22 protein-coding genes are annotated in these 25,325 nt (G+C 72.0%); 11 read left to right on the top strand and 11 right to left on the bottom strand.

Annotated elements, in window-relative coordinates:
- Positions 1-68 precede the first annotated feature (68 nt).
- From OG627_RS24920 to OG627_RS24930, 3 genes are all read left to right on the top strand, one after another.
- Complete coding sequence (locus tag OG627_RS24920; RefSeq protein ID WP_329068651.1) at positions 69-2,129, top strand: MFS transporter; 2,061 nt, start codon at positions 69-71, stop codon at positions 2,127-2,129.
- 230 nt (positions 2,130-2,359) lie between these two features.
- Positions 2,360-3,061, top strand: coding sequence for a hypothetical protein (locus OG627_RS24925; RefSeq protein WP_329068653.1), 702 nt, complete (start codon positions 2,360-2,362; stop codon positions 3,059-3,061).
- The gene (locus OG627_RS24930) at positions 3,061-3,711 is read left to right on the top strand and encodes a hypothetical protein (protein WP_329068654.1); all 651 of its coding nucleotides are present in this window, start codon (positions 3,061-3,063) and stop codon (positions 3,709-3,711) included. The genes OG627_RS24925 and OG627_RS24930 overlap by 1 nt, the downstream gene beginning before the upstream one ends.
- A 118-nt stretch (positions 3,712-3,829) precedes the next feature.
- Here OG627_RS24930 and OG627_RS24935 read toward each other — a convergent pair whose 3' ends face one another.
- The gene (locus OG627_RS24935; protein ID WP_329068656.1) at positions 3,830-4,498 is read right to left on the bottom strand and encodes an O-methyltransferase; all 669 of its coding nucleotides are present in this window, start codon (positions 4,496-4,498) and stop codon (positions 3,830-3,832) included.
- Between the two features lie 351 nt (positions 4,499-4,849).
- Between OG627_RS24935 and OG627_RS24940 the strand changes: the two genes are divergently transcribed.
- Positions 4,850-6,991, top strand: coding sequence for a bifunctional glycosyltransferase 87/phosphatase PAP2 family protein (locus OG627_RS24940; protein WP_329068658.1), 2,142 nt, complete (start codon positions 4,850-4,852; stop codon positions 6,989-6,991).
- 195 nt (positions 6,992-7,186) lie between these two features.
- On the opposite strand, the gene OG627_RS24945 is transcribed toward OG627_RS24940, so the two are convergent.
- Positions 7,187-8,671, bottom strand: coding sequence for a prenyltransferase/squalene oxidase repeat-containing protein (locus OG627_RS24945; RefSeq protein ID WP_329068660.1), 1,485 nt, complete (start codon positions 8,669-8,671; stop codon positions 7,187-7,189).
- A 460-nt stretch (positions 8,672-9,131) separates the two neighbouring features.
- On the opposite strand from OG627_RS24945, the gene OG627_RS24950 reads away from it, so the two are divergent.
- Positions 9,132-11,549, top strand: a complete 2,418-nt coding sequence (locus tag OG627_RS24950; protein ID WP_443073649.1) for a lamin tail domain-containing protein — start codon at positions 9,132-9,134, stop codon at positions 11,547-11,549.
- Here OG627_RS24950 and OG627_RS24955 read toward each other — a convergent pair.
- Positions 11,471-12,025, bottom strand: a complete 555-nt coding sequence (locus tag OG627_RS24955) for a hypothetical protein (RefSeq protein ID WP_329072957.1) — start codon at positions 12,023-12,025, stop codon at positions 11,471-11,473. The two genes, OG627_RS24950 and OG627_RS24955, sit on opposite strands and share 79 nt — an antisense overlap.
- On the opposite strand from OG627_RS24955, the gene OG627_RS24960 reads away from it, so the two are divergent.
- Positions 11,981-12,442, top strand: coding sequence for a hypothetical protein (locus OG627_RS24960; RefSeq protein WP_329068662.1), 462 nt, complete (start codon positions 11,981-11,983; stop codon positions 12,440-12,442). The genes OG627_RS24955 and OG627_RS24960 overlap by 45 nt on opposite strands.
- Here the strand turns inward: OG627_RS24960 and OG627_RS24965 are convergent.
- A complete protein-coding gene (locus OG627_RS24965) occupies positions 12,415-12,738 on the bottom strand; it encodes an STAS domain-containing protein (protein WP_329068664.1) in 324 nt (107 codons plus the stop codon). The two genes, OG627_RS24960 and OG627_RS24965, sit on opposite strands and share 28 nt — an antisense overlap.
- Before the next feature lie 303 nt (positions 12,739-13,041).
- Positions 13,042-13,731, bottom strand: coding sequence for a TetR family transcriptional regulator (locus tag OG627_RS24970; RefSeq protein ID WP_329068666.1), 690 nt, complete (start codon positions 13,729-13,731; stop codon positions 13,042-13,044).
- A gap of 243 nt (positions 13,732-13,974) precedes the next feature.
- Here OG627_RS24970 and OG627_RS24975 point away from each other — a divergent pair, with 243 nt between their 5' ends.
- The 3 genes from OG627_RS24975 to OG627_RS24985 all read left to right on the top strand — a co-directional run bounded on the left by OG627_RS24975 (position 13,975) and on the right by OG627_RS24985 (position 17,364).
- Positions 13,975-15,315, top strand: a complete 1,341-nt coding sequence (locus tag OG627_RS24975) for a glycosyltransferase family 4 protein (protein WP_329068668.1) — start codon at positions 13,975-13,977, stop codon at positions 15,313-15,315.
- 133 nt (positions 15,316-15,448) lie between these two features.
- Positions 15,449-16,237: a class I SAM-dependent methyltransferase gene (locus tag OG627_RS24980; RefSeq protein WP_329068670.1), complete on the top strand. Its 789-nt coding sequence runs from the start codon at positions 15,449-15,451 to the stop codon at positions 16,235-16,237.
- On the top strand, positions 16,234-17,364 hold the full coding sequence (locus OG627_RS24985) for a prenyltransferase (RefSeq protein WP_329068672.1): 1,131 nt from the start codon (positions 16,234-16,236) through the stop codon (positions 17,362-17,364). The genes OG627_RS24980 and OG627_RS24985 overlap by 4 nt, the downstream gene beginning before the upstream one ends.
- Before the next feature lie 71 nt (positions 17,365-17,435).
- On the opposite strand, the gene OG627_RS24990 is transcribed toward OG627_RS24985, so the two are convergent.
- Positions 17,436-17,732, bottom strand: coding sequence for a hypothetical protein (locus tag OG627_RS24990; RefSeq protein ID WP_329068674.1), 297 nt, complete (start codon positions 17,730-17,732; stop codon positions 17,436-17,438).
- Between the two features lie 217 nt (positions 17,733-17,949).
- Here OG627_RS24990 and OG627_RS24995 point away from each other — a divergent pair, with 217 nt between their 5' ends.
- Positions 17,950-18,513, top strand: coding sequence for a hypothetical protein (locus OG627_RS24995; protein WP_329072959.1), 564 nt, complete (start codon positions 17,950-17,952; stop codon positions 18,511-18,513).
- Between the two features lie 90 nt (positions 18,514-18,603).
- Here the strand turns inward: OG627_RS24995 and OG627_RS25000 are convergent, their stop codons facing one another.
- The 5 genes from OG627_RS25000 to OG627_RS25020 all read right to left on the bottom strand — a co-directional run bounded on the left by OG627_RS25000 (position 18,604) and on the right by OG627_RS25020 (position 24,143).
- Entirely contained in the window at positions 18,604-19,431 is an 828-nt protein-coding gene (locus OG627_RS25000; RefSeq protein ID WP_329068676.1) for a hypothetical protein, read from the bottom strand.
- Positions 19,432-19,669: 238 nt separating this feature from the next.
- On the bottom strand, positions 19,670-20,677 hold the full coding sequence (locus OG627_RS25005; protein ID WP_329068678.1) for an N-acetylmuramoyl-L-alanine amidase: 1,008 nt from the start codon (positions 20,675-20,677) through the stop codon (positions 19,670-19,672).
- 24 nt (positions 20,678-20,701) lie between these two features.
- Positions 20,702-21,289 (bottom strand): class I SAM-dependent methyltransferase, encoded by a 588-nt coding sequence (locus tag OG627_RS25010; protein ID WP_329072961.1) that lies wholly within the window; start codon positions 21,287-21,289, stop codon positions 20,702-20,704.
- 259 nt (positions 21,290-21,548) lie between these two features.
- Positions 21,549-23,336, bottom strand: coding sequence for an MFS transporter (locus OG627_RS25015; protein WP_329068680.1), 1,788 nt, complete (start codon positions 23,334-23,336; stop codon positions 21,549-21,551).
- Positions 23,337-23,543: 207 nt separating this feature from the next.
- Positions 23,544-24,143 (bottom strand): TetR family transcriptional regulator, encoded by a 600-nt coding sequence (locus OG627_RS25020; RefSeq protein WP_329068681.1) that lies wholly within the window; start codon positions 24,141-24,143, stop codon positions 23,544-23,546.
- 97 nt (positions 24,144-24,240) lie between these two features.
- Here OG627_RS25020 and OG627_RS25025 point away from each other — a divergent pair, with 97 nt between their 5' ends.
- Positions 24,241-25,257 carry an NAD(P)-dependent alcohol dehydrogenase gene (locus tag OG627_RS25025; protein ID WP_329068683.1) on the top strand — a complete coding sequence of 339 codons (1,017 nt, stop codon included), beginning with the start codon at positions 24,241-24,243 and terminating at the stop codon, positions 25,255-25,257.
- The last annotated feature ends 68 nt before the right edge of the window (positions 25,258-25,325 follow it).

A 25,325-nucleotide genomic window follows, 5' to 3' on the forward strand; every position in this document is an offset into this window, starting at 1 on the left:
AGACGTCCCGCGGCTCGGCAGGCGAGCGACGCCGACGTCCCGTGGCTCCAGGAAGCGAGCGATGCCCGATGGCTCAGGACGTGAGCACCCCGGAAACGAGCCCGGCCCCCGGGGAGGGCCACCAGCCGCGCACCGTACTCGTCGCCATCGGCGCGCTGCTGTTGGGCATGCTCCTCGCCGCACTGGATCAGACGATCGTCTCCACCGCCCTGCCGACCATCGTCAGCGACCTCGGCGGGCTCGACCATCTCTCCTGGGTCGTCACCGCCTATCTGCTCGCCTCGACCGCCGCCACCCCCCTCTGGGGCAAACTCGGCGACCAGTACGGCCGCAAAAAGCTCTTCCAGACCGCGATCGTCATCTTCCTCATCGGCTCCGCCCTCTGCGGCCTCTCCCAGAACATGGCCCAGCTCATCGGCTTCCGCGCGCTCCAGGGCCTCGGCGGCGGCGGGCTGATCGTGCTGTCGATGGCGATCGTCGGCGACCTCGTACCGCCGCGCGAACGCGGCAAGTACCAGGGCCTGTTCGGCGCCGTCTTCGGCACGACGAGCGTCCTCGGCCCGCTGCTCGGCGGCTTCTTCACCCAGCAGCTCAGCTGGCGCTGGGTCTTCTACATCAACCTGCCCGTCGGCGTCGTCGCCCTCCTCGTCATCGCCGCCGTCCTGCACATCCCGGTGCACAGGGCCAAGCACACCATCGACTACCTCGGTACGTTCCTGATCGCGTCCGTCGCCGTCTGCCTGGTGCTGGTCGCCTCGCTCGGCGGCACCACCTGGCCCTGGGGCTCCGCCCGCATCATCGGCCTCGCGCTCCTCGGCCTCGTCCTGCTCGCGGTCTTCATCCACGTCGAGCGGCGCGCCGTCGAGCCCGTACTGCCGCTGCGCCTCTTCCGCATCAGGACCTTCACCCTCGTCGCGGTCATCAGCTTCATCGTCGGCTTCGCGATGTTCGGCGCGATGACCTATCTGCCGACCTTCCTCCAGGTCGTCCAGGGCGTCACCCCCACCATGTCCGGCGTGCATCTGCTGCCCATGGTGCTCGGACTGCTGATCACCTCCACACTGTCCGGGCAGATCGTCAGCCGCACCGGACGCTGGAAGGTGTTCCCGATCCTGGGCACCGGCATCACCGCCCTCGGGCTGCTGCTGCTCCACCACCTCACCGAGTTCAGCGGTACGTGGCTGATGAGCGCCTACTTCTTCGTCTTCGGCGCCGGACTCGGCCTGGTCATGCAGGTCCTGGTGCTGGTCGTGCAGAACGCCGTCAACTACCGGGACCTCGGCGTCGCCACCTCCGGCGCGACCTTCTTCCGCTCGATCGGCGCGTCCTTCGGCGTCGCCGTCTTCGGCACGATCTTCGCCAATCTGCTCAGGGACAAGCTCACGGACGCCCTCGCGGGCAGGGCGCTGCCGCCGGGCGTGGACGTCGGCCGGCTCTCCGCCGACCCGCAGTCCCTGGGCGGCCTGCCGGCCTCGCTGCGGGCGCCCGTACTGCACGCGTACGCGACCTCCATCACCGACGTCTTCCTGTACGGCGTGCCGGTGGTGCTGGTGGCGTTCGTGGTGGCGTGGTTCCTCAAGGAGGACAAGCTGCGCGGCTCGGTGACCGCGCCGGAGATCACCGAGACGCTCGCCTCCAACCCGGTGGAGCGCTCCTCGCACGACGAGGTGGCACGCGCCCTGTCCGTCCTCGGCACCCGCGAGGGCCGGCGGCGGATCTACGAGAAGATCACCGCGAAGGCGGGGTACGACCTGCTCCCGGCGGCCAGTTGGCTGCTGCTGCGGGTACGGCGGTACGGCGTCGTGCAGCCCGCCGAGCTGGCCGAGGCGGGCCCCGTACCGCTGGAGTCCGTCACGTCGGCGTCCCGGCAGCTGGAGGAGCGCGGGTTGGTGGAGCGCGCGGGGGTGGAGCTGCGGCTCAGCGAGCGGGGCGCGCGGGTGGCGCAGGTGCTGGCGCAGGCGCGGGAGGAGTCGCTCGCTGAGCTGCTGGGGGACTGGTGGGGGCCGGACAGGCCGACCGATCTGGTGCGGCTGGTGCACGAGCTGAACAGCGAGCTGTGCGGCTCCGAGAGTGAACGCCCGAACGGGGTGGAGGCGCCGCGGGACCACGTCGCCCACGTCGAGGAGTGAACCTGCGGGGTGACCCGGCGGGGTGACGCGGTGAGGTGACGCGGTGAGGTGACGCGGCGAGGCGACGCGGCGAGGTGGGCCCGGTGGCCCCCTCCTGGCGGTCCGGATGCTCAACAGGCTTTTCCGCAGGGCTGTTTGGCCGGCGGATTCGGGGCAACCCGACTCGGTGAACGACCCCATACGCCCCGAGCGCGGGAGCCCGGACCCGAGTACGAGCCAGGAAGGCAGACATGTCCACAGTTCTGATCGTCGTCGCTCTCATCGTGGCGTTCGTGATCATCGTGGCCGCGGTCCTCTACACAGGACCCGGCAAAGGAAGCGGATTCGGCGGGCGCGGCGGACTGAAGCGCCGCTTCGGCCCCGAGTACGACCGTGTCGTCGACCGGCACGACGGCGACACCAAGGCCGCCGAGCGGGAGCTGACGGAACGGGTCAAGCGACACGGCGAGTTGCGGCCCCGGTCCCTCTCCGAGGAGCGGCGCGAGCAGTACGTGGCCCACTGGGCCGGTCTCCAGGAACGCTTCGTCGACTCGCCCCGGGAGGCGGTGACGGAGGCGGACCGGCTGGTGGCCCGGCTCGCGGAGGAATGCGGCTACCCCGCCGGCACGCGGTACGACGACCAGGTCGAGGCCCTGTCCGTGCACCACGCCCACCAGGTGGAGGGCTACCGCAGGGTGCACGAGGCGTTCTCGCCGGACGGCGCGGACGCGGATGCGGACGGTGCGGGTACGGACACGGGTACCGGTACGGGTACGGGTACGGGCGGAGCCGCGACCACCGAGGAACTGCGCGAGGCGATGGTCGGCGCGCGCGAACTTTTCGAGCAACTGATCCTGGCCCGACCGGAGAAGAGCGGCAGCGACAGCGACCGCCCCCGGGACACCGGCCGGGACAAGACCTTTTCACTACGGCCCAAAGGGAGTGGTGTGTGATGACGTACGAAGCGAAGAGCGAGCCCAGGAAGACCGTCGCGTCCACCGAGGCCGGGACGACAGAGGCCGAGGCTGAGGCCGGGAAGGGAACCGGAACCGGAACCGACGGGACCAGGTCGACCGCGCTCGGCGGGAGCGGGAGCGGGGGCACGGGCGGGGGCGGAGGCGGCCAGGAGCCCGGGGACGCCACGCGGGTGATCGGGAAGCGGGACGCGGCGGACCCGGTGAAGCCGTTCCGTACCGCCGAAGCGGCCAGGCCCGGCCGTGTCGCCGACGCCGGTGACATCGCTGACGCCGGTACCAACGCTGTCGGCGGCGACAGCGCGTCCACCGCTCAGCCCCACACCGACAGCTCCGCCCGACTCATCCCCCAGGGCGAGAGCGACCGGCTCGCGGAGCGTCTCCAGAACGCGCTGAGCACCTTCGTCGACGGGCCGCGGCACTCCGTCGAGGAGGCCGCCGACGTACTGGAGGAGGCCGCCGGGCAGTTGACGAAGGCGCTCGCGGACCGGCCGCGTTCACTGCGCGCGGGCTGGGACGGCCCCGGCGACGGGGCAGGGAACGGCGCGGCGGACGGCTCCCACACGGAGGAACTGCGGCTCGCCCTCCAGAGCTACCGCGAGATGACGGAACGGCTGCTGCGCGTCTGACCTGACACGATCCGGCCGGACTTGATCCGACCGGACCCGACCCGACCTGCCGCGGCGACGGCGTACGGAGCTACCGGACCACCCGTAGCTCCGTACGTGTGTGCGCGGCGGCGCCCGGTCAGCCGAGTACGCGCACGAGGGCGAAGCCGTCGTACCCCTTGGTGCCCACCGTCTGCACCGCCGTCGCCGACAGCAGCGGATTCGCCGCGATCCGCTCGATCATGCGGCGGGTGCCCAGCACGGCGGGGCTGGTGCTGTCCGGATCCGCGATCCCCCCGCCCCGTACGACGTTGTCGACGATGATGAGGCTGCCCGGCCGGGTCAGCTTGAGCGCCCACTCCAGGTACTGCGGGTTGTTCGGCTTGTCGGCGTCGATGAACACGAGGTCGAACGGGCCCGTGCCCTCCCGCGCCAGCACCGGCAGCGTCTCCAGCGCCGGGCCGGTCCTGACCTCAGCGATCTTGTCCAGCCCCGCGTGCGCCAGGTTGGCGCGCGCCACGTCGGCGTGGGCGGGGTCGTACTCCAGGGAGATCAGCCTGCCGTCCTCGGGCAGTGCGCGCGCCAGCCAGATGGTGCTGTAGCCGCCGAGCGTGCCGATCTCCAGGACGGTACGGGCGCCCTGCGCCTGGGCCAGCAGATGCAGCAGCTTGCCCTGGTTCGGCGCGACGTTGATGGCGGGCAGCCCGGCCGCGTCACTGGCGGCGAGGGCCGCCGCGAGCGCCTCGTCGGCGGGGGCGAGCTGATCGGTGAAATAGCGGTCGACCGCGGTCCACTGCTCCTGGGACATGAGGGCCTCTCGAAGTGCCGGAGTTGGTTCCCGAAATTAGTTCCGGAATGGAACATATCGCAGTCGGCCGACACGCTCCCACCGACACGGAACGGCCGGTCACCGGGCCGTACGTACCGGGGTTCCAGGGCCCCGCGTGGGCCCCGCCCTGGGTCCCACCCGGTCCGCGCCTGGTCCGTACCATCGGTGGACCATCTTCCGTTTCTCGCCGGAAGTCCGGAAGTCATGGGCATTAAGCCAAAACAGGGGTGACAGTCAGGTGAAGAGGGGGTTGCCTGAGTCTCGACGGAGGGGCAGTGCGAGGCTCTATGCCCCAGGGACGGCGTTTTCGGGACGGAGGGTCGGCGCGGCGTGGCGAATGCAGATCACAGCGTGCACGGCGGTGCGGCGGCGGGTACCGCGGGAGGCGGGCTCGGGAGGGCCCGCGCGGTTCTCTGGCTGGTCGCCGCGGTGCTGGCGGTAAGACAGGCGGCGGCGGTGCTCCGGCAGCCGCCCGGTGAACGGCTCACCGATCTGGAGACCTGGATCGGTGACGACGGCGTCCTGCATGTGACGGGGTCGCTCTACGACACCGGACAGTTCACCGGGACGCCGTTCGCCGGCCTCGTGCTCAAACCGCTGGCCCGCTCGGCCGAGGAGAGCCTCGGCATCGCGTGGACCCTCGGGACGCTGCTGCTGGTCGTGGCCCTCGGCCTCGTCGCGGCGCGGGCGCTGCCGGGGCAGGTGTCGCGCCGTACCGGACTGCTGGCCGCGCCGGTCGCGATCAGCCTGCTCATGCTGTCCCTGCCGGTGCGCAACAGCTTCTCCCTGGGGCAGACCAGCATCATTCCCGTGCTGCTGGTGCTGCTGGGATGTCTCGCCGTACGGAGCGAACGCGGCTCCGGTGTCCTCGTCGGGATCGGCGCGGCCCTCCAGCCCGCCGTACTCCTCTTCGCGCCGCTGCTCTGGCTGACCGGCCGCAAGAAGGCGGCCCTGACCTCGGCGGGCACCTTTGCCGCGGGTACGGCGCTGACCTGGGCCGTGATGCCGGGCGACTCGTGGGCGTACTGGGTGCACCACGTGGCGGGCGCCGGCCTCGGCGAACGCGCCGACTCGCTCGCCAACCAGTCCCTGCACGGCGCGCTGCTCCGGTTCGGCCTCGAAGGGCCGCTGGAGGTCGCGCTCTTCCTCGTCCTGGCCGCGGCCGTCGTCTTCCTCGGGCTGCGCCGGGCCGCGCGCTACGCCCGGGACGGGCAGCTGCTGCTGGCCGTGGCGCTGACGGGCTGTGTGGCGGTCGCGGTCTCGCCGACCGCCTGGCAGCACCAGCTGCTGTGGGTGCTGCTGGCCCTGGTGGGCCGGGTCGGCACCCGGGCCAGGGACCGGCTGGTGTGGCCCGCGGTGGTGATCCTCGTGATGACGCTGCCCGGCAGGATGATGCTGCCGAACATGAAGGTGCTGGTCCCGCTCCGGGAGAACGTGCCGCTGATCGCGGCGCTGGCGGCGGCCTGCGCGTTGCCGTTCCTGATGCGTACCTCGCCGTACTTCGACAAGCCGGTCCCGACCGAGTACGCGCGGCCCGCGCCGTCGCGCTGGGGGCGGGTGCCGCTGGTCCCGTTCTGGAAGCGGCTGCTGAGCCGCCCGAACCTGCTGCTCGAACTGCTCGCCATCCGGGTCGGGTACTCGGCGTACTCCCACATCCGGCTGGTCGCCACCGGCGGCCGTGAGACGGCCGAGAAGCACGCCCGCCAGATCCACTCGATCGAGCAGGCGCTCGGGATCGACATCGAGCACTGGGTCAACCACACGGTCGTGAACCTCAAGTGGGCCGAGAGCTTCTTCAACTTCTACTACACGTCGTTCCACTTCGTGATCCCGCTGGCCATCCTCGGCGTCCTGTACGCACGCCGCCCCGCCGACTACCGCTGGGCCCGCTCGTCGCTCGCCTTCGCCACGGTGCTGGCGCTCGTCGGCTTCTGGTTCTACCCGCTGGCCCCGCCGAGGCTGATGCCGGAACTCGGCTTCATCGACACCGTGCACGGCCCGCAGGATCTGACCAACCCGGACTACGGCGCGCTCACCGCGCTCACCAACCAGTACGCGGCGATGCCCTCGCTGCACTTCGGCTGGTCGCTGTGGTGCGGCGTGGTCATCGTGGTGCTCGCCCCCAAGCTGTGGATGAAACTCCTCGGCCTGCTGCACCCCCTCTTCACGATCTGCGCCATCGTCGCCACGGCCAACCACTGGGTGCTGGACGCGGTGGGCGGCGCCACGGTCGTCGGCGCCGGCTTCGCCCTGACGTACCTGCTGGCGGGCCGGCGTGAACTGCTGCCCCGGACGGTCGGACTCCCGGCCCCGGCGAAGCGGAGCGACCCGTCCCCGAAGGGCGGGAGCCCCGGTTCGGTGGCCACCGAACCGACGGCCACCGAACCGAAGGCCGCTGGGCCGACGGTCCCGGCGCGCAGGGAGGCGCCGACCGAGGACGGTGTACGGGAAGGGGTGCGGGACCGGGCTTAGCCGCGCATGGCCCATGGGGGCGAAGCGCCCGGGACCATACGGAGTGACTCGCGGCCCGTGGCCGGGTGGGTGCCCCGGCGGTGCGGATGTTCAACGGCCGCGCGCACAGGGGCGTTCGGCGGACGGACTCGGCGGTCCGTGGCGGACGCGGCGGTCCGTGGCGGATGTTGCCGTCCGTTGCGGTCCGTCCGTCCCCTACGGCCGGCTGGTCTTCCTCCGGTTGCCCAGCAGGTAGCCGATCCCGATGCCGCCGGCCAGCGCGATCCCTACGAGCCACAGGACACCGCGCCCGTCGGCGCCGCTGAGCGCGCTCTCCGCCGCAGCCGTCGCCGCCGCGCCGCCGCTCGTGCCGGCGGCAGCGCCCGTACCGGCGGCGGTGCCGGGTGCCGGGGCGGGGGAGATGTACTTGGGGGCGGGGCCCGTCTCGTTCAGCCGCTGGACGAGGTCTATCCCGCCGAAGTTGCGCGGGTCGGTGCCCGTCGCGTGCGCGGCGAAGATCAACTGGGCGTAGGCGGCCGGTCCGTTGGCCTGGGCCCAGGCGCCGCAGTTCTGCTTCAGCCACTCCAGCGCGATGTTCGCCCGGTCCCCGTACCCGGTGGTGGTGAGCGCGACCACCGCCGCCGCCGTGTTCCCGATGTCGGCCGGCGGAGCACTGGGCACGGGAACGCTGTCCCCGCCGTCCGCGCTCTCCGCGCTGTCCGTGCCGGGCGCCTGCGGCTGGTCGAGATGGCCGGTCGAGGCGAGCGCGGCGGCCAGGTAGGAGGCCCCGTTGCGAGCGGCCCGCTCCGGCGGCAGGTCGGCGGCCGGGTCCGTCTCCGTACCCTTCGTGTTCTCGCAGACCGGCGTGGTGCCCGGCGCCACCGGCGAGGTCACCATCCGTTTGCCGACCCCGGCGAGTACGGCGGCGGCCGTGGCCGCGTCGTCGGCGGTCAGCAGGCCGGACGCGTCCGGTCGGTACGCGAAGGCCCCGGCGTCCGCGCCCGACGCCGCGCCGCACGGGATGGAGAGGCGCACCAGCGCGTCGAAGGCGTGCTTGCCCTCGGGGGAGGGGGCGTTGTTGTGGGTACGGACGGAGCTGGGCCGTACCCCCGCCGCCGTCAGCGCGCCGATCACCAGGGAGGTGGAGGTCGCGTCGCTGGGCGTGCCGGGGCGCCGGCCCCAGCCGCCGTCCGCGTTCTGGACGGAACGGAGCCAGCTGACCCCGTGATCCATCGGCAGCTGCTGCTCGCCGAGCGAGGAGAGCGCCTGTATGGCGGCGGCGGTGGACCGGGCGTCGACGGCCGTCTTCTCGTCGCACGGTACGGAGGGGTCGGCGCGGAAGGCGGGGAAGGCGCCGCTGGCGCACTGCTGGGACTTGAGCCAGATCACGGCCTGGTCGCCCGGGCGCACTTGGGCGGCGGCCTGGCCCAGCATGGACAGCGACTGGCGCCACACGCCGTCCTGGGTCGGATCCTTGTCGCCGTACAGGCCGGGGGGAATCACTATGGTCGTGGCCGCGCCCGAGGCGGTGTCCGAGGAGGGGTCCGCCTGCATGGTGGACGCCCCGGCGGCCGGAGTGCGCGCCTCGGCCGGGGCCGGCGCCGGAGACCTGTCACCCCCCGCCGCGGCGGCTGGAGCGAACGCCACGCAGAGCACGGCGGATGCGGCGAGCGCCGCGGTGCAGCGGCGAACGGTGGTCATGGCGGGCGGAGCCTCTCCTGCGGGAGCTGCGGTTCAGTGCCGTTCTGTACCGGCTTGCCGCGATATGGGCGATACGAGCGGTGCGGGCCACCCGGACGATACGGGCATGAAGGCGACCGCGCCCACTCTACCGGCCCCCGTCATGCCGCTCCCCGGGCCGGTCCTCGGGTCGCGGCCGTCGCCGAGCACCGGCCGCCCACCTCTCGTTCCCCTCGCTCACCGACAACCAGGTTAAATCCGGCGAACAGTCGGGAAACATTGCCCCTTTGCAGTGCCCGCCCTCTTGTTGGCGCCGTATCTACGCGCGTATCTTGAGCCGACTTTGAGCCTTCCCGCACCGTCTGCCCCCACCTCACGTGCACAGGAATGCGCAGCAGAGCCACCTGCACCACACGTCACACGGAACGCAGTACAACACGCGACGGAGAGAGCAACCGTGTCCCCATCCATACCCCCGGCCCTGCGCGGCAGACGCGCCCGGATCATCGCCATCACCCTCCCCGTAGGCATCGTCGGATCCCTCATCGCGCTCCCGTTCACCGCGCAGGCGACCCCGTCCCCCGACGCGGTCATCGCCGAGGTCTACGGCGGCGGCGGGAACTCCGGTGCCACCTTCACCAACGACTTCATCGAGCTGGGCAACGCCGGCGGCGCCTCCTTCGACCTGACCGGCTGGTCCGTCCAGTACCTGAGCGGTTCGCCCACCGCCACCACCAAGTGGTCGGTCACACCGCTGGACGGCGCGATCCCGGCCGGCGGCAGCTACCTCGTCCAGGAGGCGAAGGGCGCGGGCGGTGACACCCCGCTGCCCACCCCGGACGCGACCGGCACCATCGCCATGTCGGCGAGCAGCGGCACCGTCGCGCTGGTCCACTCCACCACCGCGCTGACCTGCCTGACCGCCGACGACTGCGCGGCGGACACCAGCGTCAAGGACCTGGTCGGCTTCGGCACCGCCGCCGTCAAGGAGACCGCGCCCGCCACCGGCGCCGACAACACCCACTCGGTGGCCAGGAACGCCGCGCTCACCGACACGGACAACAACTCCGCCGACCTCAGCGGCTCCACGCCCACCCCGCGCAACAGCGCCGGTGCGGGCGAGGGCCCCGGCGGCGGCGAGCCGTCCCCGACACCTTCGCCCACCGACACCACCCCCGGTGAGCTGCGCGTCCACGACATCCAGGGCGCCACCCGGATCTCGCCGTACGTGGGCAAGAGCGTCACCAACGTCCCCGGCGTGGTCACCGCCGTCCGCTCCACCGGCACGTCGCGCGGCTTCTGGATCCAGGACACGAAGCCGGACAAGAACCCCGCCACCAGCGAGGCCGTCTTCGTCTTCACCGGCTCCACCACCCCGCAGGTCAAGGTCGGCGACTCGGTCCTCGTCTCCGCCAAGGTCGTCGAGTACTACCCGGGCGGCCAGAGTTCGGGATCGCAGTCGATCACCGAGCTGAGCGGTCCCACGACCACGGTGCTGTCCTCGGGCAACAAGCTGCCCGCGCCCGAGGTCGTCAACGCCAAGACGCTGCCCGACACCTACGCCCCGAAGGTGAAGGGGCTCAACATCGAGCCGCTCGCCCTCAAGCCCGACAAGTTCGCCCTCGACTGGTTCGAGTCGCGCGAGGGCATGCTGCTCCAGATCGGCGACAGCCGGGTCGTGGGCGCGTCCAACTCGTACGGCGAGACCTGGGTCACCACCAAGCCCAAGCAGAACGCGACCCCGCGCGGCGGCACCGTCTACACCGGGTACGACGAGGTCAACTCGGGCCGCCTCAAGCTCATCTCGCTGACCGGCGACACGGTCACCGCCAATGTGGGCGACACGCTCACCGGCCCGAGCACCGGCGTGCTGGACTACTCCAACTACGGCGGCTACACCCTCCAGACGACCACCCTGGGCAAGGTCAAGTCCGGCGGTCTCAAGCCGGAGGTGGCGAAGAAGGGCAAGGACGACGAGCTGTCGGTCGCCACGTACAACGTCGAGAACCTCGCCCCGACCAACGCGCAGTCCAAGTTCGACCGGCTCGCGGACGGCGTCGTCACCAACCTCGCCTCGCCGGACGTGGTCAGCCTGGAGGAGATCCAGGACAACAACGGCAACAAGGACGACGGTACGGTCGCGGCCGACCAGACCCTCGCCAAGTTCACCGCCGCCATCAAGGCGAAGGGCGGCCCCTCCTACGAGTGGCGCTCGATCGACCCCGTGGACAAGGCCGACGGCGGTGAGCCGGGCGGCAACATCCGCAACGTCTTCCTCTTCAACCCCAAGCGCGTGAGCTTCGTCGACCGTCCGGGGGGCGACGCCACCACGGCGGTCGAGGTCGTCACCTCGGGGAAGAAGGACAAGACCGTCTCGCTGTCGGTCTCCCCGGGCCGGATCAACCCGGCGTCCGACGCCTGGAAGAACAGCCGCAAGCCGCTCGTCGGCGAGTTCGACTTCCGTGGCCAGCGGATCTTCGTCGTCGGCAACCACTTCAACTCCAAGGGCGGCGACCAGCCCACGCACGGCGTCAACCAGCCGCCGGTCCTCGGCTCCGAGACCCAGCGCCTGGCCCAGGCCAAGGAGGTCCACGGCTTCGTCTCCGACCTGCTCGCCAAGGACAAGAAGGCCAAGATCGTCGTTCTCGGTGACCTGAACGACTACCAGTTCTCCAAGCCCCTCACCACCCTCACCAAGGGCAAGGTCCTCACCGACCTGATCAGCACCCTGCCGAAGAACGAGCGCTACAGCTACGTCTACGACGGCAACTCGCAGACGCTCGACCACATCCTGGTCAGCCCGGCGATCAAGAAGCCCGGCTACGACGTCGTGCACATCAACGCGGAGTTCGCCGACCAGGCGAGCGACCACGACCCGCAGGTCGTGCGCGTCAAGTAACGCCCGCTTGCCCGCCTCCCCGGTGGGCGGGCGGCCGCACGGCCGCCCGCCCACCGGGGAGGCGGGCAAGCGGGACTCTCTTCCCTCGGCCGGGAGACCAAGGATTCCCACTCCGCCAACTGGTGACGGACCCCGGGAAAACCCGGCGCCGAGCCCAGGGGCAGGCGGATCAGGAGCCTTGTACGGCGATGGCGGTAAAAGCCGACCGCTCTCGGCTCATCGCCGCCGTGGCGCGTGCAGCATCTTGTCGAAGGGGGACCGAGGACACGGCGGTGATGCCTACCGCGCGCAGTGCTTGCACCGTCCCGTGCACGTCCGTAACCGCCCCACTCCCCTGCGCGTGCCGCCGCGAGGATGCGTGCGAGGTCCTCGGCCCGGCACTCGACCGCGTGATACGTCCAGTTCAGGCCCAGCGCGGCATGTGCGGCCCGGTGGATGACCGGCGAGAGCGCGCGGTGGACGGGCTGGCCGAGCAGGGCGAGCTTGACGGTGTCGGCCGGTACATCTGCGACGCCGGCTGTCTCGCGGGGGTCCTGGACGCCGCGCGCGCCGGGCTGGGCGCCGCGCTGCTGACCTCACTGGGCGAGGCGCCCGACGGGCTGAGCGAGCGTCACGACCTGCCGCCCGTACCGGCCATCCGGATGAGCGCCCACGCCCGCCGGGGCGCCGATCCCGCGATGGTCGCGGGCGCGATCGGGGCGATGCGCGCGCTGCTCGCCGGTGCCCCGGCCGAGCCCGCACCCGTACCGGAGCCCGCGCCCGTACCGGAGCCCGCGCCCGTACCGGAGCCCGCGCCCGTACCGGAGCCCGCGCCCGCGTCGGAGTCCGCGCCTGTATCAGAGTCCGCCCCTGCGCGGCGGGCAGCTCACGCCTCGCAGGGCGCCGTCAAGTAGTCGAAGGTGCGCGTGACGTCCAGCACACGCCGTACCGGAGCCGTGTAGAGCCGCAGGCACAGATCGCCGCCCGCCTGCCTGCTGGCCCGGCGCTGGCTGCGCAGGATGTTGAGCCCCGTGGAGTCCATGAAGTGCACCTGGCTGAAGTCCAGCTCCACCCGGTGGTGCGCCAGCGGCGCGAGCGTGGCGAAGAGGTCGGGCCCCGTGTCGCAGTCGAGTTCGCCTCGGACCCGGACCAGCACGTGGTCACGAAGGGAGACGATCTCCACATGGAGGGGCTCGTACGACGGCGGCACGGAGATGGGACCTCACTATCCGGTGATTCAGTGGCGGGGTGGCTGTTTCGGGCCGGCTGGCCGTGTCACGGGCCAGTGCGACGACCGGGGCACGTTACACCGTGCGATCCCGTGACGAGGTGTCAGGAAGTGCGCGCCGTCGAGCAGCCCGGTCATTTCGGCCACTGCCCGCGCGTCGCCCTCGTATGCCTCCCGGTGCCGTCCGGGCGTGTCGTTTCGCGCGAGCGGTCCGGCGAGCGGTCCGGCGCGCGGCGGTCGCTGTGCGGTCGACGGCACGCGACGGCCGGTGTGCCCGGCGGGCTCTCAGCGCGGGGTGGTCAGCTCGATCAGCCGGCAGACCGTCGCGATGTCCGCCCGTACCTCCTCGATCGACGCCCGCCCGGCGAGCCGGCTGATCAGCGCCGCGTGCCAGGTGTGCACGACGACGCGGACGGCGGAGAGCTGCTCGGGCGTGGGGCCGTGCGGACCGACGTCCGGGCCCATGGCCTCCAGGACGATCGCCGTCGTCCGCCGCGACACCGCCGCCACCTCGGCGCTCACGCTCCGGTCCGCGAAGGTCAGCGCGCGGAACATCGCGTCCGCCAGATACGGGTCGCGCTGGAGCGCGCGGCAGGCGCGCAGCAGGGTCTCGGCGACGCGTTCGGCTGCGCCGCCGCCGCTCGGGGGCCGTTCGCGCAGGGTGGCGTGGAGCTGTTCGAGCTGGTCGAGCGTGGTGGCGACCAGCAGATGGATCTTGGACGGGAAGTACCGGTAGAGCGTGCCGAGCGCGACGCCCGCCTCCTCGGCGACCTCGCGCATCTGCACCGCGTCGAAGCCGCCCCGGCAGGCCAGCCGGGTGGCGGCGCCCAGGATGTTCCGGCGCCGGGCCTCCTGACGTTCCGTCAGTGCGGTGGGTGGTGCGCAGGAGGCGGCGGGCGGTGCGCAGGAGGAGGACGGCGGGGGCGGGGGGTACGGGGGCGCCGGAGGTGACGCCGGGTCGGCCTCCGCTGTCATCCGTCCCCGCCCCCTCGGTCTGTCGACAGCATCGTAAGGGCGCGTGGTGGTGCGAATCACCTGATCGGACGGGTGTAGCGAGGCTACCTGCCGGTAGATTCGGTGCGGTGGGCGCCGGCGCCGGCCGGTTCTCGTACCTCGCTCAGGGCGGAGCGCTCCTGGCGTACGAGAACTTGTTCTAGCTTGGCGCCAGCGGTTACGCTCCGTCGAAAACCCGAGAGCGCAGTGAAAAGGGGGCCGAGAGTGACCGCTGAGGCCATTGAAGCGGGCACCGAGCCAGAGCCCCGGGGCGACGGGGACGACCGCCCTCTGCGGATCGCACTGCTCAGTTACAAGGGGAACCCGTTCTGCGGCGGCCAGGGCGTCTACGTCCGCCATCTCTCCCGCGAACTCGCCCGGCTCGGCCACAGCGTCGAGGTCATCGGCGCCCAGCCCTACCCCGTACTGGACGAGGGCGTACCGCTCACCGAGCTGTCCAGCCTCGACCTCTACCGCCACCCCGACCCCTTCCGCACCCCGAAGCGCGCCGAGTTCCGCGACTGGATCGACGCTGTCGAGGTCTCCACCATGTGGACCGGCGGCTTCCCCGAGCCGCTCACCTTCTCGCTCCGGGCCCGGCGCCATCTCGCCGCCCGCGCGGGGGAGTTCGATGTCGTCCACGACAACCAGACTCTTGGGTACGGACTGCTCGGCGACCTCGGCGCGCCCCTGGTCACCACCATCCATCACCCCATAACCGTCGACCGGGAACTCGACCTCGCCGCCGCCCCCCACTGGCGCAGACGCGTCTCCGTGCGGCGCTGGTACGGCTTCACCCGGATGCAGAAGCGCGTCGCGCGGCGGCTGCCGTCCGTGCTCACCGTCTCCGGCTCCTCCAAGCAGGAGATCACCGACCATCTCGGGGTACGGGCCGACCGCATCGACGTCGTGCACATCGGCGCCGACACCGGGCTGTTCTCGCCCGACCCCGCCGTGCCCGAGGTGCCCGGCCGGATCGTCACGACCTCCAGCGCGGACGTTCCGCTCAAGGGGCTCGTCCACCTGGTCGAGGCGCTCGCCAAGGTCCGTACGGAACACCCCGCCGCGCATCTGGTCGTCGTCGGCAAGCGGGCCGAGGACGGGCCGGTCGCACAGGCCATCGAACGATTCGGGCTCCACGACGCCGTCCGGTTCGTCAAGGGCATCTCCGACGCCGAACTCGTCGAGCTGGTCCGGGGCGCGCAGATCGCGTGCGTGCCGTCCCTGTACGAGGGGTTCTCGCTGCCCGCCGCCGAGGCGATGGCCACCGGGACCCCGCTCGTCGCCACCACCGGCGGCGCCATCCCCGAGGTCGCTGGCCCCGACGGAGAGACCTGCCTCGCGGTCCCGCCGGGCGACGCGGGCGCGCTGGCGGTGGCCCTCGGCAGGCTGCTCGGCGCCCCGGAACTGCGCGCCAGGCTGGGGGCGGCAGGCCGCGCGCGGGTGCTGTCCCGGTTCACCTGGGCCAGGGCCGCGCAGGGCACCGCCGAGCTGTACCGGGAGGCGATCGCCCGGCAGCGCGGCCGGGGCCGTAACGTGGCGGCGGTCCGTGGAGGCGCTCGCTGATGCGGCGCCCGCCGTACCCGTACCCGTCCCCGCACGCCCGCCTCATCCGTACCGCCCGCACTGTCCGCCCCACCCGTACCGCCTGTCTCATGCGTACCGCCCGTACTCTCGACCGCGAAAGCAGGACGACCCTGTGCTGACCGTGGACTTCACCCGCTTCCCGCTCGCCGCGGGCGACCGCGTGCTCGATCTGGGGTGCGGCGCGGGCCGGCACGCCTTCGAGTGCTACCGGCGCGGCGCTCAGGTCGTGGCCCTCGACCGGAACGCCGAGGAGATCCGCGAGGTCGCCAAGTGGTTCGCGGCGATGAAGGCGGAGGGCGAGGCGCCGCCCGGAGCCACCGCCACCGCCATGGAGGGGGACGCGCTCCATCTGCCGTTCCCCGACGAGTCGTTCGACGTGGTGATCATCTCCGAGGTCATGGAGCACATCCCGGACGACAAGGGCGTGCTCGCCGAGATGGTCCGGGTGCTGCGGCCGGGCGGCCGGATCGCGGTCACGGTGCCGAGGTACGGGCCCGAGAAGGTGTGCTGGGCGCTCTCCGACGCGTACCACGAGGTCGAGGGCGGCCATATCCGGATCTACAAGGCCGACGAACTCCTCGGCCGGATGCGGCAGGCCGGGCTCAAGCCGTACGGCACCCACCACGCGCACGCCCTGCACGCGCCGTACTGGTGGCTGAAGTGCGCCTTCGGTGTGGACAACGACAAGGCGCTGCCCGTCCGCGCGTACCACAAGCTCCTGGTGTGGGACATCATGAAGAAGCCTCTCGCGACCCGGGTCACCGAGCAGCTCCTCAACCCGGTCGTGGGCAAGAGCTTCGTGGCGTACGCGACCAAGCCGCACCTGCCCACGGCGGCGGCCTCCTCCGCGGCGGCCGCCCCGTCCGCGACGTCCGCCTTCTCGGGGACTGACGCCGAGTGACCCTTCCCCGACGTGGCCCCGAGGCCACGGAACACCTCGTCCTGCCCGGTGTGCTGACCGCCGATGAGGCCGCGCGGACGGTGGCCGCCGTCCTGGCCGTCCAGCGCCCCGACGGCTCGATCCCCTGGTTCCACGGCCACCACCTCGACCCCTGGGACCACACCGAGGCGGCCATGGCGCTGGACGCGGCGGGCGAGGACGAGGCGGCGGCGCGGGCGTACGCGTGGCTGGCCAGGACCCAGAACGAGGACGGGTCCTGGTACGCGGCCTACGCCGACAGCGGCGCGGCCCCGGCGGACGACCGTACTTCCGGCGACGGCGCGGCCGTTCCGGCCCTTCCGGCCGACCGGTCCCGTGAGACCAACTTCTGCGCGTACGTGGCCGTGGGCGTCTGGCACCACTATCTGGCCACCGGGGACGACGGCTTCCTCGACCGGATGTGGCCCGTCGTCCACGCGGCGATGGAGTTCGTCCTCGAACTCCAGCAGCCCGGCGGGCAGATCGGCTGGAAGCGCGAGGCGGACGGCACCCCCGTCAACGACGCGCTGCTGACCGGGTGTTCCTCCGTGTACCAGGCGCTGCGCTGTGCGCTCGCCATCGCCGAGGAGCGCGAGGAACCGCAGCCCGACTGGGAGTTGGCGGCGGGCGCGCTGGCCCACGCGATCCGCTCGCACCCGGAGCGCTTCCTCGACAAGAGCCGCTACTCGATGGACTGGTACTACCCCGTGCTCGGCGGCGCGCTGACCGGGGAGCCGGCCACGGCGCGGATCGCCGAGGGCTGGGACCGCTTCGTCGTCCCCGGACTCGGTGTGCGCTGCGTGCTGCCCAACCCCTGGGTGACCGGCGGCGAGAGCTGTGAACTCGCCCTCGCCCTCTGGGTGATGGGCCAGTCCGACCGGGCGCTGGAGATCCTCCAGTCCATCCAGCACCTGCGCGCCGACGACGGTCTGTACTGGACGGGGTACGTCTTCGAGGGCGACATCGCCTTCTGGCCGGAGGAGCGCACCTCCTGGACGGCGGGCTCGCTCGTGCTGGCGGTGGCCGCGCTGGGCGGGGACGAGGCGACCACCGCCGTGTTCAGCGGCGAACGGCTGCCGCTCGGCCTGGAACCGGACTGCTGCGGCTGACCTGCGGCTGACCCGCGGCTGCCCTGTGGCTTGTCGCGCGGCCGACCCGCGGCCGACCGGCCCGCCGCCGCTCAGAGGCGGCGCAGCCGGTTGGCGAGACCGTGACCGACGAGGAGATAGACCACGGCGGCGAGGCCGTAGCCGCAGACCACCCGGGCCCATGCCTCGTCGAAGGTGAACAGGTCGTGCGACCAGCCGGCGAGCCAGCGCGCGCTCGCCCGGACGAACTCCACCAGGTCGTTGGCGCGGTTGGCGTCCAGCAGGTACATCAGGATCCAGAGGATCAGGATGAAGGCCATGACGTCCGCTATCACGGCGATGACGGTCGCCGCTGCCGAGCTGCTTCCACTGCGATGGCGTGAGGACATGGCGAACGTGTTGCCGATTGTGAGCACGTGAAACCCGGACGGCCCCGCCCGCGTGGCGGTGGCGCGGGCACCGGGTGACGCTACTGGCAGTCTGCCAAGGAGGTCGGTTGTGCTCACCCAAGCCAACACCGGCATACCCGCCGGTAACCCCGCCCGCGTCCCCGGACGTGATCCCGCTCCCGTCCCCGCTCGCGGCTCCGCCCGGGTCCACTCCCCGCTGCGCCGCGTCCTCGTGGCCCTGGTGCTGTCCTGCGCCCTGCTGGTGTCGACGGCCGCGTGCGGCAGCTCCGACAAGGCAGCCACGCCGCGCGGGGCGGCCGAGGTCGCCGATGTGGCGGCGGCCTCGCCCACCAGCTCCGCCGAGAAGCAGAAGTTCGCCAAGACCCGCTTCGTCGCCAACGCCGGGCTCGCGGCCGGGGCGACGTACCAGTGGATCATCAAGCCGTACAAGGCGGGCAAGTTCAAGAAGGGCGCGAAGGGGCGCAAGCTGTCCCTGGTCAAGGCCGGTCTGGCCGGCGCCTTCACCTACAACAGGCTGAAGGCCGCGACCAAGAACGCCAAGGCCGACCCGCTGCTCTCCAAGGCTGTCGCACCGCTGACGGCCGGTATCGACTCGCTCAAGGGGCTTGCCACGAAGCTCCGCAAGGGCGACGCGAGCGACGCGGACATCAAGAACTTCCAGAAGAACATCACGGGCATCAAGGGGGCGGGCAGCGACGCGGGCGCCCCGGTGCAGGACAAGGTGCCCTCGCTGTCCGACCTCCGCAGCGGCGCCGGATAGGCCCGGTCCGGGCGACGGAAAAGACGAACGGCCCCCGCGTGCGGGGGCCGTTCGGGTACGACGCCCAAGGCGCCGGAGGGTGTCGCGGGTTCAGCCGCGCTGTATCCCCGAGGTGTCCTGGAGGACGCCCCGGCGGCCGTCCTGCGTCTGGGCCACCAGACCGGGACCGCGCTGCTCGACCGCCAGGTACCAGGTACCGGGCGCCAGTTCGGCGATCGGGGACGGCGAGCCGTCCTCGCCGAACAGCGGGCGGGCCACCGGGACCGCGAACCAGAACGGCGCGAAGTCGCCCGCGGGAGCCGCCGGGGCGGGCGTGTCCGCCTTCGGCTGCGCCTGGGCGGGCTGGGCGCCGCCGAACGGCTGCTGCTGGCCGGGCGCGGGCTGCTGCGCACCGTACGGCTGGGCCTGGGCCTGGCCCTGCGTGCCGTAGGGCTGCGGACCGCCCGGGTAGCCGTAACCCTGCGGCGCGCCGGGCTGTCCGCCGTACGGCTGCGGGGCCACCGGCTTGGGCGCGCCGATGAGGGCGGCCTTCAGCGGCGGCAGCAGCGGGGTGGCCACGGCGCCGCCCGCGAGCACGGCGGCACCGAGGAAGCCGAGGATCTGACCGCTGCCGGCCTTGCCGTCACCGAGCAGGTACCAGAGCGAGGTCCACGCGGCGAAGATCGCCAGAGCGGTGCCGAACTGCCCGAGGTCCAGCCCCGCGAACTTCCGCGGCTGCGGCAGCGCGCGGGCGGTGACGATCAGCGCCGCCGCTATGACCCCGGCGAGGTGGACGCTCATCACGACACCCAGCAGGTCCCAAGCTTTCACGCCATTGCTGTAGCCCGTGTCGTAGAAATTGAGGAACGAGGCGATGAACAGCAGCACCGCTGCTCCGATCACCACGCCGTCGCCTCTTGTGAGGGAGCGGATGTTCACGTGAAAAGTCCTTCGTCGGTCGTCTGGTCGGGGCGGTCGTCGCTGCCGCCGCTAAGGCGGTGCACGGGGCGAAGCTCGGGGGCGGCTCCCTATCGTACGGATGAATGTATCGTCTGTTCGATGGGGGCGTACGCCGAGTATCACACCCGGTTATGCGGCCGTTACGCGGGGCGGCGACCAGCCCCGGTACCCGTTCGTCGCCCGTCCGGTACGCGTTCGGCGCGTCCGATATACGGGTTCACTTCTCCAGGAAACCGCTGATGCCGTCCGCCAGCCCGCGTGCCGCTTTCTGCCGCCATTTCGCGTCGGTAAGCAGGCCGGCGTCCGTGGAATCACGCATGTTGCCGCATTCGATGAACACCTTGGGAACGGTCGACAGATTCAGTCCGCCGAGATCGTCGCGCACATCCAAACCCGTACCGTCGCCGAGGTAGTTGGCGGGTGCGCTGCCGGTCTCGCGCACGAAATTCCCCACGATACGTTCACCAAGTTCACGCGAGGGGCCCACGATGCGGGAGGTGTCCGCGCCGCCGCCTTTGACCAGGGCGGGGAGAATCACGTGGAAGCCGCGGTTGCCGGGCGCGGAACCGTCCGCGTGGACGGAGACGACGGCGTCGGCCTTCGCCTTGTTGCCGATCCGGGCGCGCTCGTCGACGCAGGGACCGTACGGCCGGTCGTTGTCATGGGTGAAGGTGACGGTCGCGCCCCGCTCGCGCAGCAGGGTGCGCAGCCGGTGGGCGACGTCGAGGGTGAACTCGGCCTCCGGATAACCGGCGTTGGTGGAGGTGCCGGTGGTGTCGCACTCCTTGCTGGTCGTGCCGATGTCGACCTTCTCGTTGATCTCGGCGGTGTGTTCGCGATTGCGGGGGTTGTGGCCGGGATCGATGACGACGACCTTGCCGGCGAGGGGTCCCGAGGGATCGGCGGGCGCTTCGGAACCGGTCGGTGCCGTGGACCTGGGGGTGGTTCCGGGGGTGGTTCCGGCCGGGTCGGTCGGGTCGGCCGGGCCGCTCGGGTCGCTGCCGCCGGGGGCGTCGTCGTCACGCGCGGGGGTGGACGCGGATGCGGAGGCGGAGGCGGCGGACCCGGCCGCCGTCGCCGGAGGCCCACCGCCGTCCTGGCCGCTCACGCCCTGCCAGACCAGCCATCCGGCCAGGGCGGTGGGCACCAGCGCGGCGGTCGCGAGGGTGAGACGGTTCCGGCCGAAGCGGCGGCGGACGGGCTGCGGGCTCTCGTCGTACGACACCGTCGCGATGGTAGTGGGGCGCGGTCAGATTCCCGGCGATACGCGGCGCAGGACGCGCAGCGAATCGGTCACCGAGATCTCGGCGAAGGCGCCGGAGGCCAGCGCGCGCAGATAGACGCCGTACGGCGCCCGGCCGCCGTCCGCCGGGTCGGGGAAGACATCGTGGATCACCAGCAGCCCGCCCTCGACGAGCAGCGGCGCCCATCCCTCGTAGTCCCCGTTGGCGTGTTCCTCGGTGTGCCCGCCGTCGATGAAGACGAGCCCGAACCGGCCGCCCCACACCTTCGCGACCTGCGGCGACCGGCCGACCACCGCGATCACGTGATCTTCGAGACCGGCCAGGCACAGGGTGCGCCGGAAGGTGGGCAGCGTGTCCATCAGCCCGGTCTCCGGATCGACCACGGCCGGATCGTGGTACTCCCACCCGGCCTGCTGCTCCTCGCTCCCGCGATGGTGGTCCACCGTCACGGCCACCGTCCCCGCGTCCCGCGCGGCGGCGGCGAGCAGCAGCGCGGAGCGCCCGCAGTACGTGCCGATCTCCAGCAGCGGCAGCCCCAGCGCGCCCGCCTCGACCGCCGCGCCGTACAGGGCGAGCCCTTCGTGTACGGGCATGAACCCCTTGGCGGCCTCGAAGGCGGCGAGGACGTCGGGCGCCGGTACGCCGCCGGTACGGATCTCGCCACCGGTACGGATCTCGCTGCCGGTACGGGGCTCGGCGGGCATGGGCGCGCTCCTTGCGGGTCGGTCTGCTGGTACGGGGCGGGGCGGGTCCGCCGCTACGGGGCCGGGGGTGGGCCGTGCCCATGCTGCCGTACGCCCCCGGCCGCGCGCGTGCCGGGGGCGCACGCCCTCGTACGCCCCGGGCGTGCGGTCAGCCCGTGACCGCCGCGCCGCGTTCCATCGCTCCCCGCAACAGCACCAGATCCACGTCGACCGGCTTCCCGTCGCCCGGATACTCCGCCGGGCACGCGTGCGGCCCGTGTCCGCTCGCCGTCCCGGCCAGCACGTACGGTCCCGGGCCCGGCGGCAGCAGCGCGTAGCGGCCGTCCTCGTCGGCGATGGTGAGACCCGCCTGCCTGCCCCGGCGGTCGATCAGGGTGACGTTCGCCCGCGCCACCGGCACACCGTCCGCGTCCAGCACCCGGCCGCGGAACCCGCCCGACCCGGCGACCAGCGTCGTGTGGGGCGCGGGCTCCTCGCTCCCGGCCGGCGGCTGGGCCCGGTCCGCGCTCGCCGCGCTCCGCGACGGCAGGAACGCCGCCAGCACCAGCCCGATGAGCACCGCGCCCGTGGCGATGCCGAACGAGGTGCGGAAGCCGGTCATGGTGGGCACCGCCACCCCGCCGGCCTGCGTGGAGGTGTGCGCCAGCACCATGCCGATCACGGCGCTCGACACCGACGTACCGATGGAGCGCATCAGCGTGTTCAGCCCGTTGGCCGCGCCCGTCTCCGACGGGTCGACCGCGCCGATGATCAGCGCGGGAAGAGAGGAGTACGCGAGCCCGATACCGGCGCCCACGACCACCGCGATGATGATCGTCTGCCACACGTGGTCCATCAGGCCGAGTCCCGCCCCGTACCCGATGCCGATGATCGCCATACCGAGCATCAGCGAGACCTTGGGGCCGCGCCGGGCGGCGATCCGGGCGTAGACGGGCGCGGTGAACATCATCGTGAGGCCGAGCGGCGCCACGCACAGCCCGGCGATCACCATGGACTGGCCGAGGCCGTATCCGGTCGCCTTGGGCAACTGGAGCAGCTGCGGCAGGACGAGCGAGATCGCGTAGAAGGCGACGCCGACCATGATCGAGGTGAGGTTGGTCAGCAGCACCTCGCGCCGGGCCGTGGTGCGCAGATTGACCAGCGGGGCGGAACTGCGCAGCTCCATCAGGCCCCACAGCAGCAGGATGACCACCGCCAGGGCGAACATCCCGAGGGTGGTGGGCGAGGCCCAGCCCCAGTCGCTGCCCTTGGTGATCGGCAGCAGCAGGGCGACCAGTCCGGCGGACAGCCCGATCGCGCCGAGCCAGTCGAACGTGCCACCGGCCCGTACCGAGGATTCCGGTACGTAGAGGACGGTGAGCAGCATCGACACCACGCCGAGCCCGGCGGCGCCGAAGAACAGCGCGTGCCAGTCGGCGTTCTGGGCGATCAGCCCGGCGGCGGGCAGGGCGAGTCCGCCGCCCACGCCGATGGACGAACTCATCAGCGCCATCGCGGAGCCGAGCTTCTCGCGCGGCAGCTCGTCGCGCATGATGCCGATCCCGAGGGGTATCGCGCCCATGGCGAAGCCCTGGAGGGCCCGGCCGACGATCATGACGACCAGGTCGTCGGTGAACGCGCAGACGAGTGAGCCGACCACCATGACGGCGAGGCTGGCGAGCAGCATCCGCCGCTTGCCGAAGAGGTCTCCGAGCCGCCCCATGATCGGGGTGGCCACCGCACCGGCCAGCAGCGTCGCGGTCATGACCCAGGTGGCGTTGGCGGGCGCCGTGTGGAGCAGGGTCGGCAGGTCCTTGATGACGGGAACGAGCAGGGTCTGCATCACCGCGACGGCGATGCCCGCGAAGGCCAGTACGGGGACGATGCCCCCGGTCCTACGGGCCTGCGGATCCGGGGGAAGCGTCCCGGCTTGCTGATCGGTCGTCGTCTGCGGCATTCGTGCGGCCTCCGGGAAGGGAGTGGGGGGACGGGAGAAAGGGGCCACGCACGGCGGACGGCCCGGCGCCCGCGCCCGTACCGCACGCGGAGCAGCCCGACCGCCAAGTCGTTGCCCTATGAAACCTTCTAGCTCAACCGGCCATGGTGCCGCCCTATTCCGACGAACACGTTACGAACAGATTCCGTCGGTTGCGGGCGGATCCTGTCAGTTCCGAGCGGTGGGACCAGCGGCCCGGAAGGCTCCGGAGACCGCCTGGAACAGGGCCTCCCGACGGCGTTCGCGCTCCGCCGGGGTGTCGTCGGGGGTGGCGGCGTCGGACAGGCCGGCGGAGGACCAGGCCAGGGCCATCGCGATCACGAGCGTCAGCACATCCCGCGGCGCCATCGCGGGGTTGAGGTGGCCGGCCCGCTGCGCCTCGGCGATCGCCTCCAGCTTCCGGTCGACCGCCGCCGCCGACTTCCCCGCGGCGGCGTCGCCGGGCGTCACGCGTTCGAGCCGCGCCCAGGTGGCCAGCCGGACCAGCTCCGGCCGGGCGAGCGCGCCGTCGTAGAGGCCCACCGCGTAGTGCGGGAGATCCTCGGCCGTGAACGGGGTCGCGTCCACGACGGCGTCCGCGTGCATCCGGAAGACGGCGTCGAAGAGGCCGAGCTTGTCGCCGAAGTAGGCGTACAGCTGCGCCTTGTTCACCCCGGCCTCGGTCGCGATCCGGTCCACCCGGGCGCCGGCGATCCCATGGGCGGCGAAATCGGCGGTGGCGGCGGCGAGCAGGCGCCGACGGGTGGACTCGGCATCGTAGACACGCATCCGGCCATGTTAACCAACTGGTTGGTTTGACAGAGCGAGGGGTCCGGTCTACTTTTCCAACTATCTAGTCAGTTTGATTACTTGGAGGGAGTGAGCCGTGACGATACGTGCGTACGCGGTCGAGCGAGCGGGTGGATCCATTCAGGTGCGGCACTACGCGGTGGCGCCCCCGGGGCCGCTCGAAGTGCTGGTCGCCGTGACCCACTGCGGTGTCTGTCATACCGATATCGGTATGATCGACGACGAGTGGGGGATATCGGCGTACCCGGTGGTCGCGGGCCATGAGGCGATCGGCGTGATCGAGGCCCTGGGAGAAGCGGTCGACCGTACCCGGCTGGCGGTCGGCCTGCGGGTGGGCGTGGGCGCGACCGCCGGATCGTGTTTCGCCTGCGAATGGTGCCTGAGCGGACGCCAGCAGCTCTGCCCGGCCAAGGACAACACGGCGGTGAGGGGAAACGGGGGCGCGTTCGCCAGCCATGTCCGCGCCACCGACTGGCGGCATGTGTACCCCATCCCCGACGCCATCGCCTCGGAGTACGCGGGGCCGCTGCTGTGTGCCGGTACGACGGTGTTCGCCCCGCTCCTGCGGCAGGGGGTCCGGCCGGTCGACCGGGTCGCCGTGGTGGGGGTCGGCGGCCTCGGCCACCTGGCGATCCAGTTCCTGGAGAAGTGGGGCTGCCATGTGACGGCCATCTCCTCGACGCCGGACAAGGAGTCCGACGCCCGCCGCTTCGGCGCGCACGAGTTCGTCGTCGCCGACGGCGCGAAGGGGCTCGAAGGAGTGGCGAACTCGTTCGACCACATTGTCTCGACGGTCTCGGCCGACCTCCCGTGGGACGCGTACCTCGCGACACTCCGCCCGCACGGGACGCTCTGCGTCCTCGGCGTTTCCGACCGCGCGCTGACCATCCGTCCGCTGAGCCTCCTGCCCGGCGAGCGCGCCATCGTCGGAGGGGTCACGGCGCCGCCGGCGGAGACCCGGCTGATGCTCGACTTCGCGGCCCGGCACGGCATCCGGCCGGAGGTGGAGATGTTCCCGGCCGCGCGCCTGGACGAGGCGCTCGATCACGTACGGCGCGGACGCGCGCGCTACCGCGCCGTGGTGGAGTTCTGACGTCACTTCCCCGCCCGCCTTCCCGCCCGCCGGCCCGTCCGCCGCCCGCCCGAGCGCGCGGCGCAAGG

The organism is Streptomyces sp. NBC_01429 (assembly GCF_036231945.1).
GTDB lineage: Bacteria > Actinomycetota > Actinomycetes > Streptomycetales > Streptomycetaceae > Streptomyces.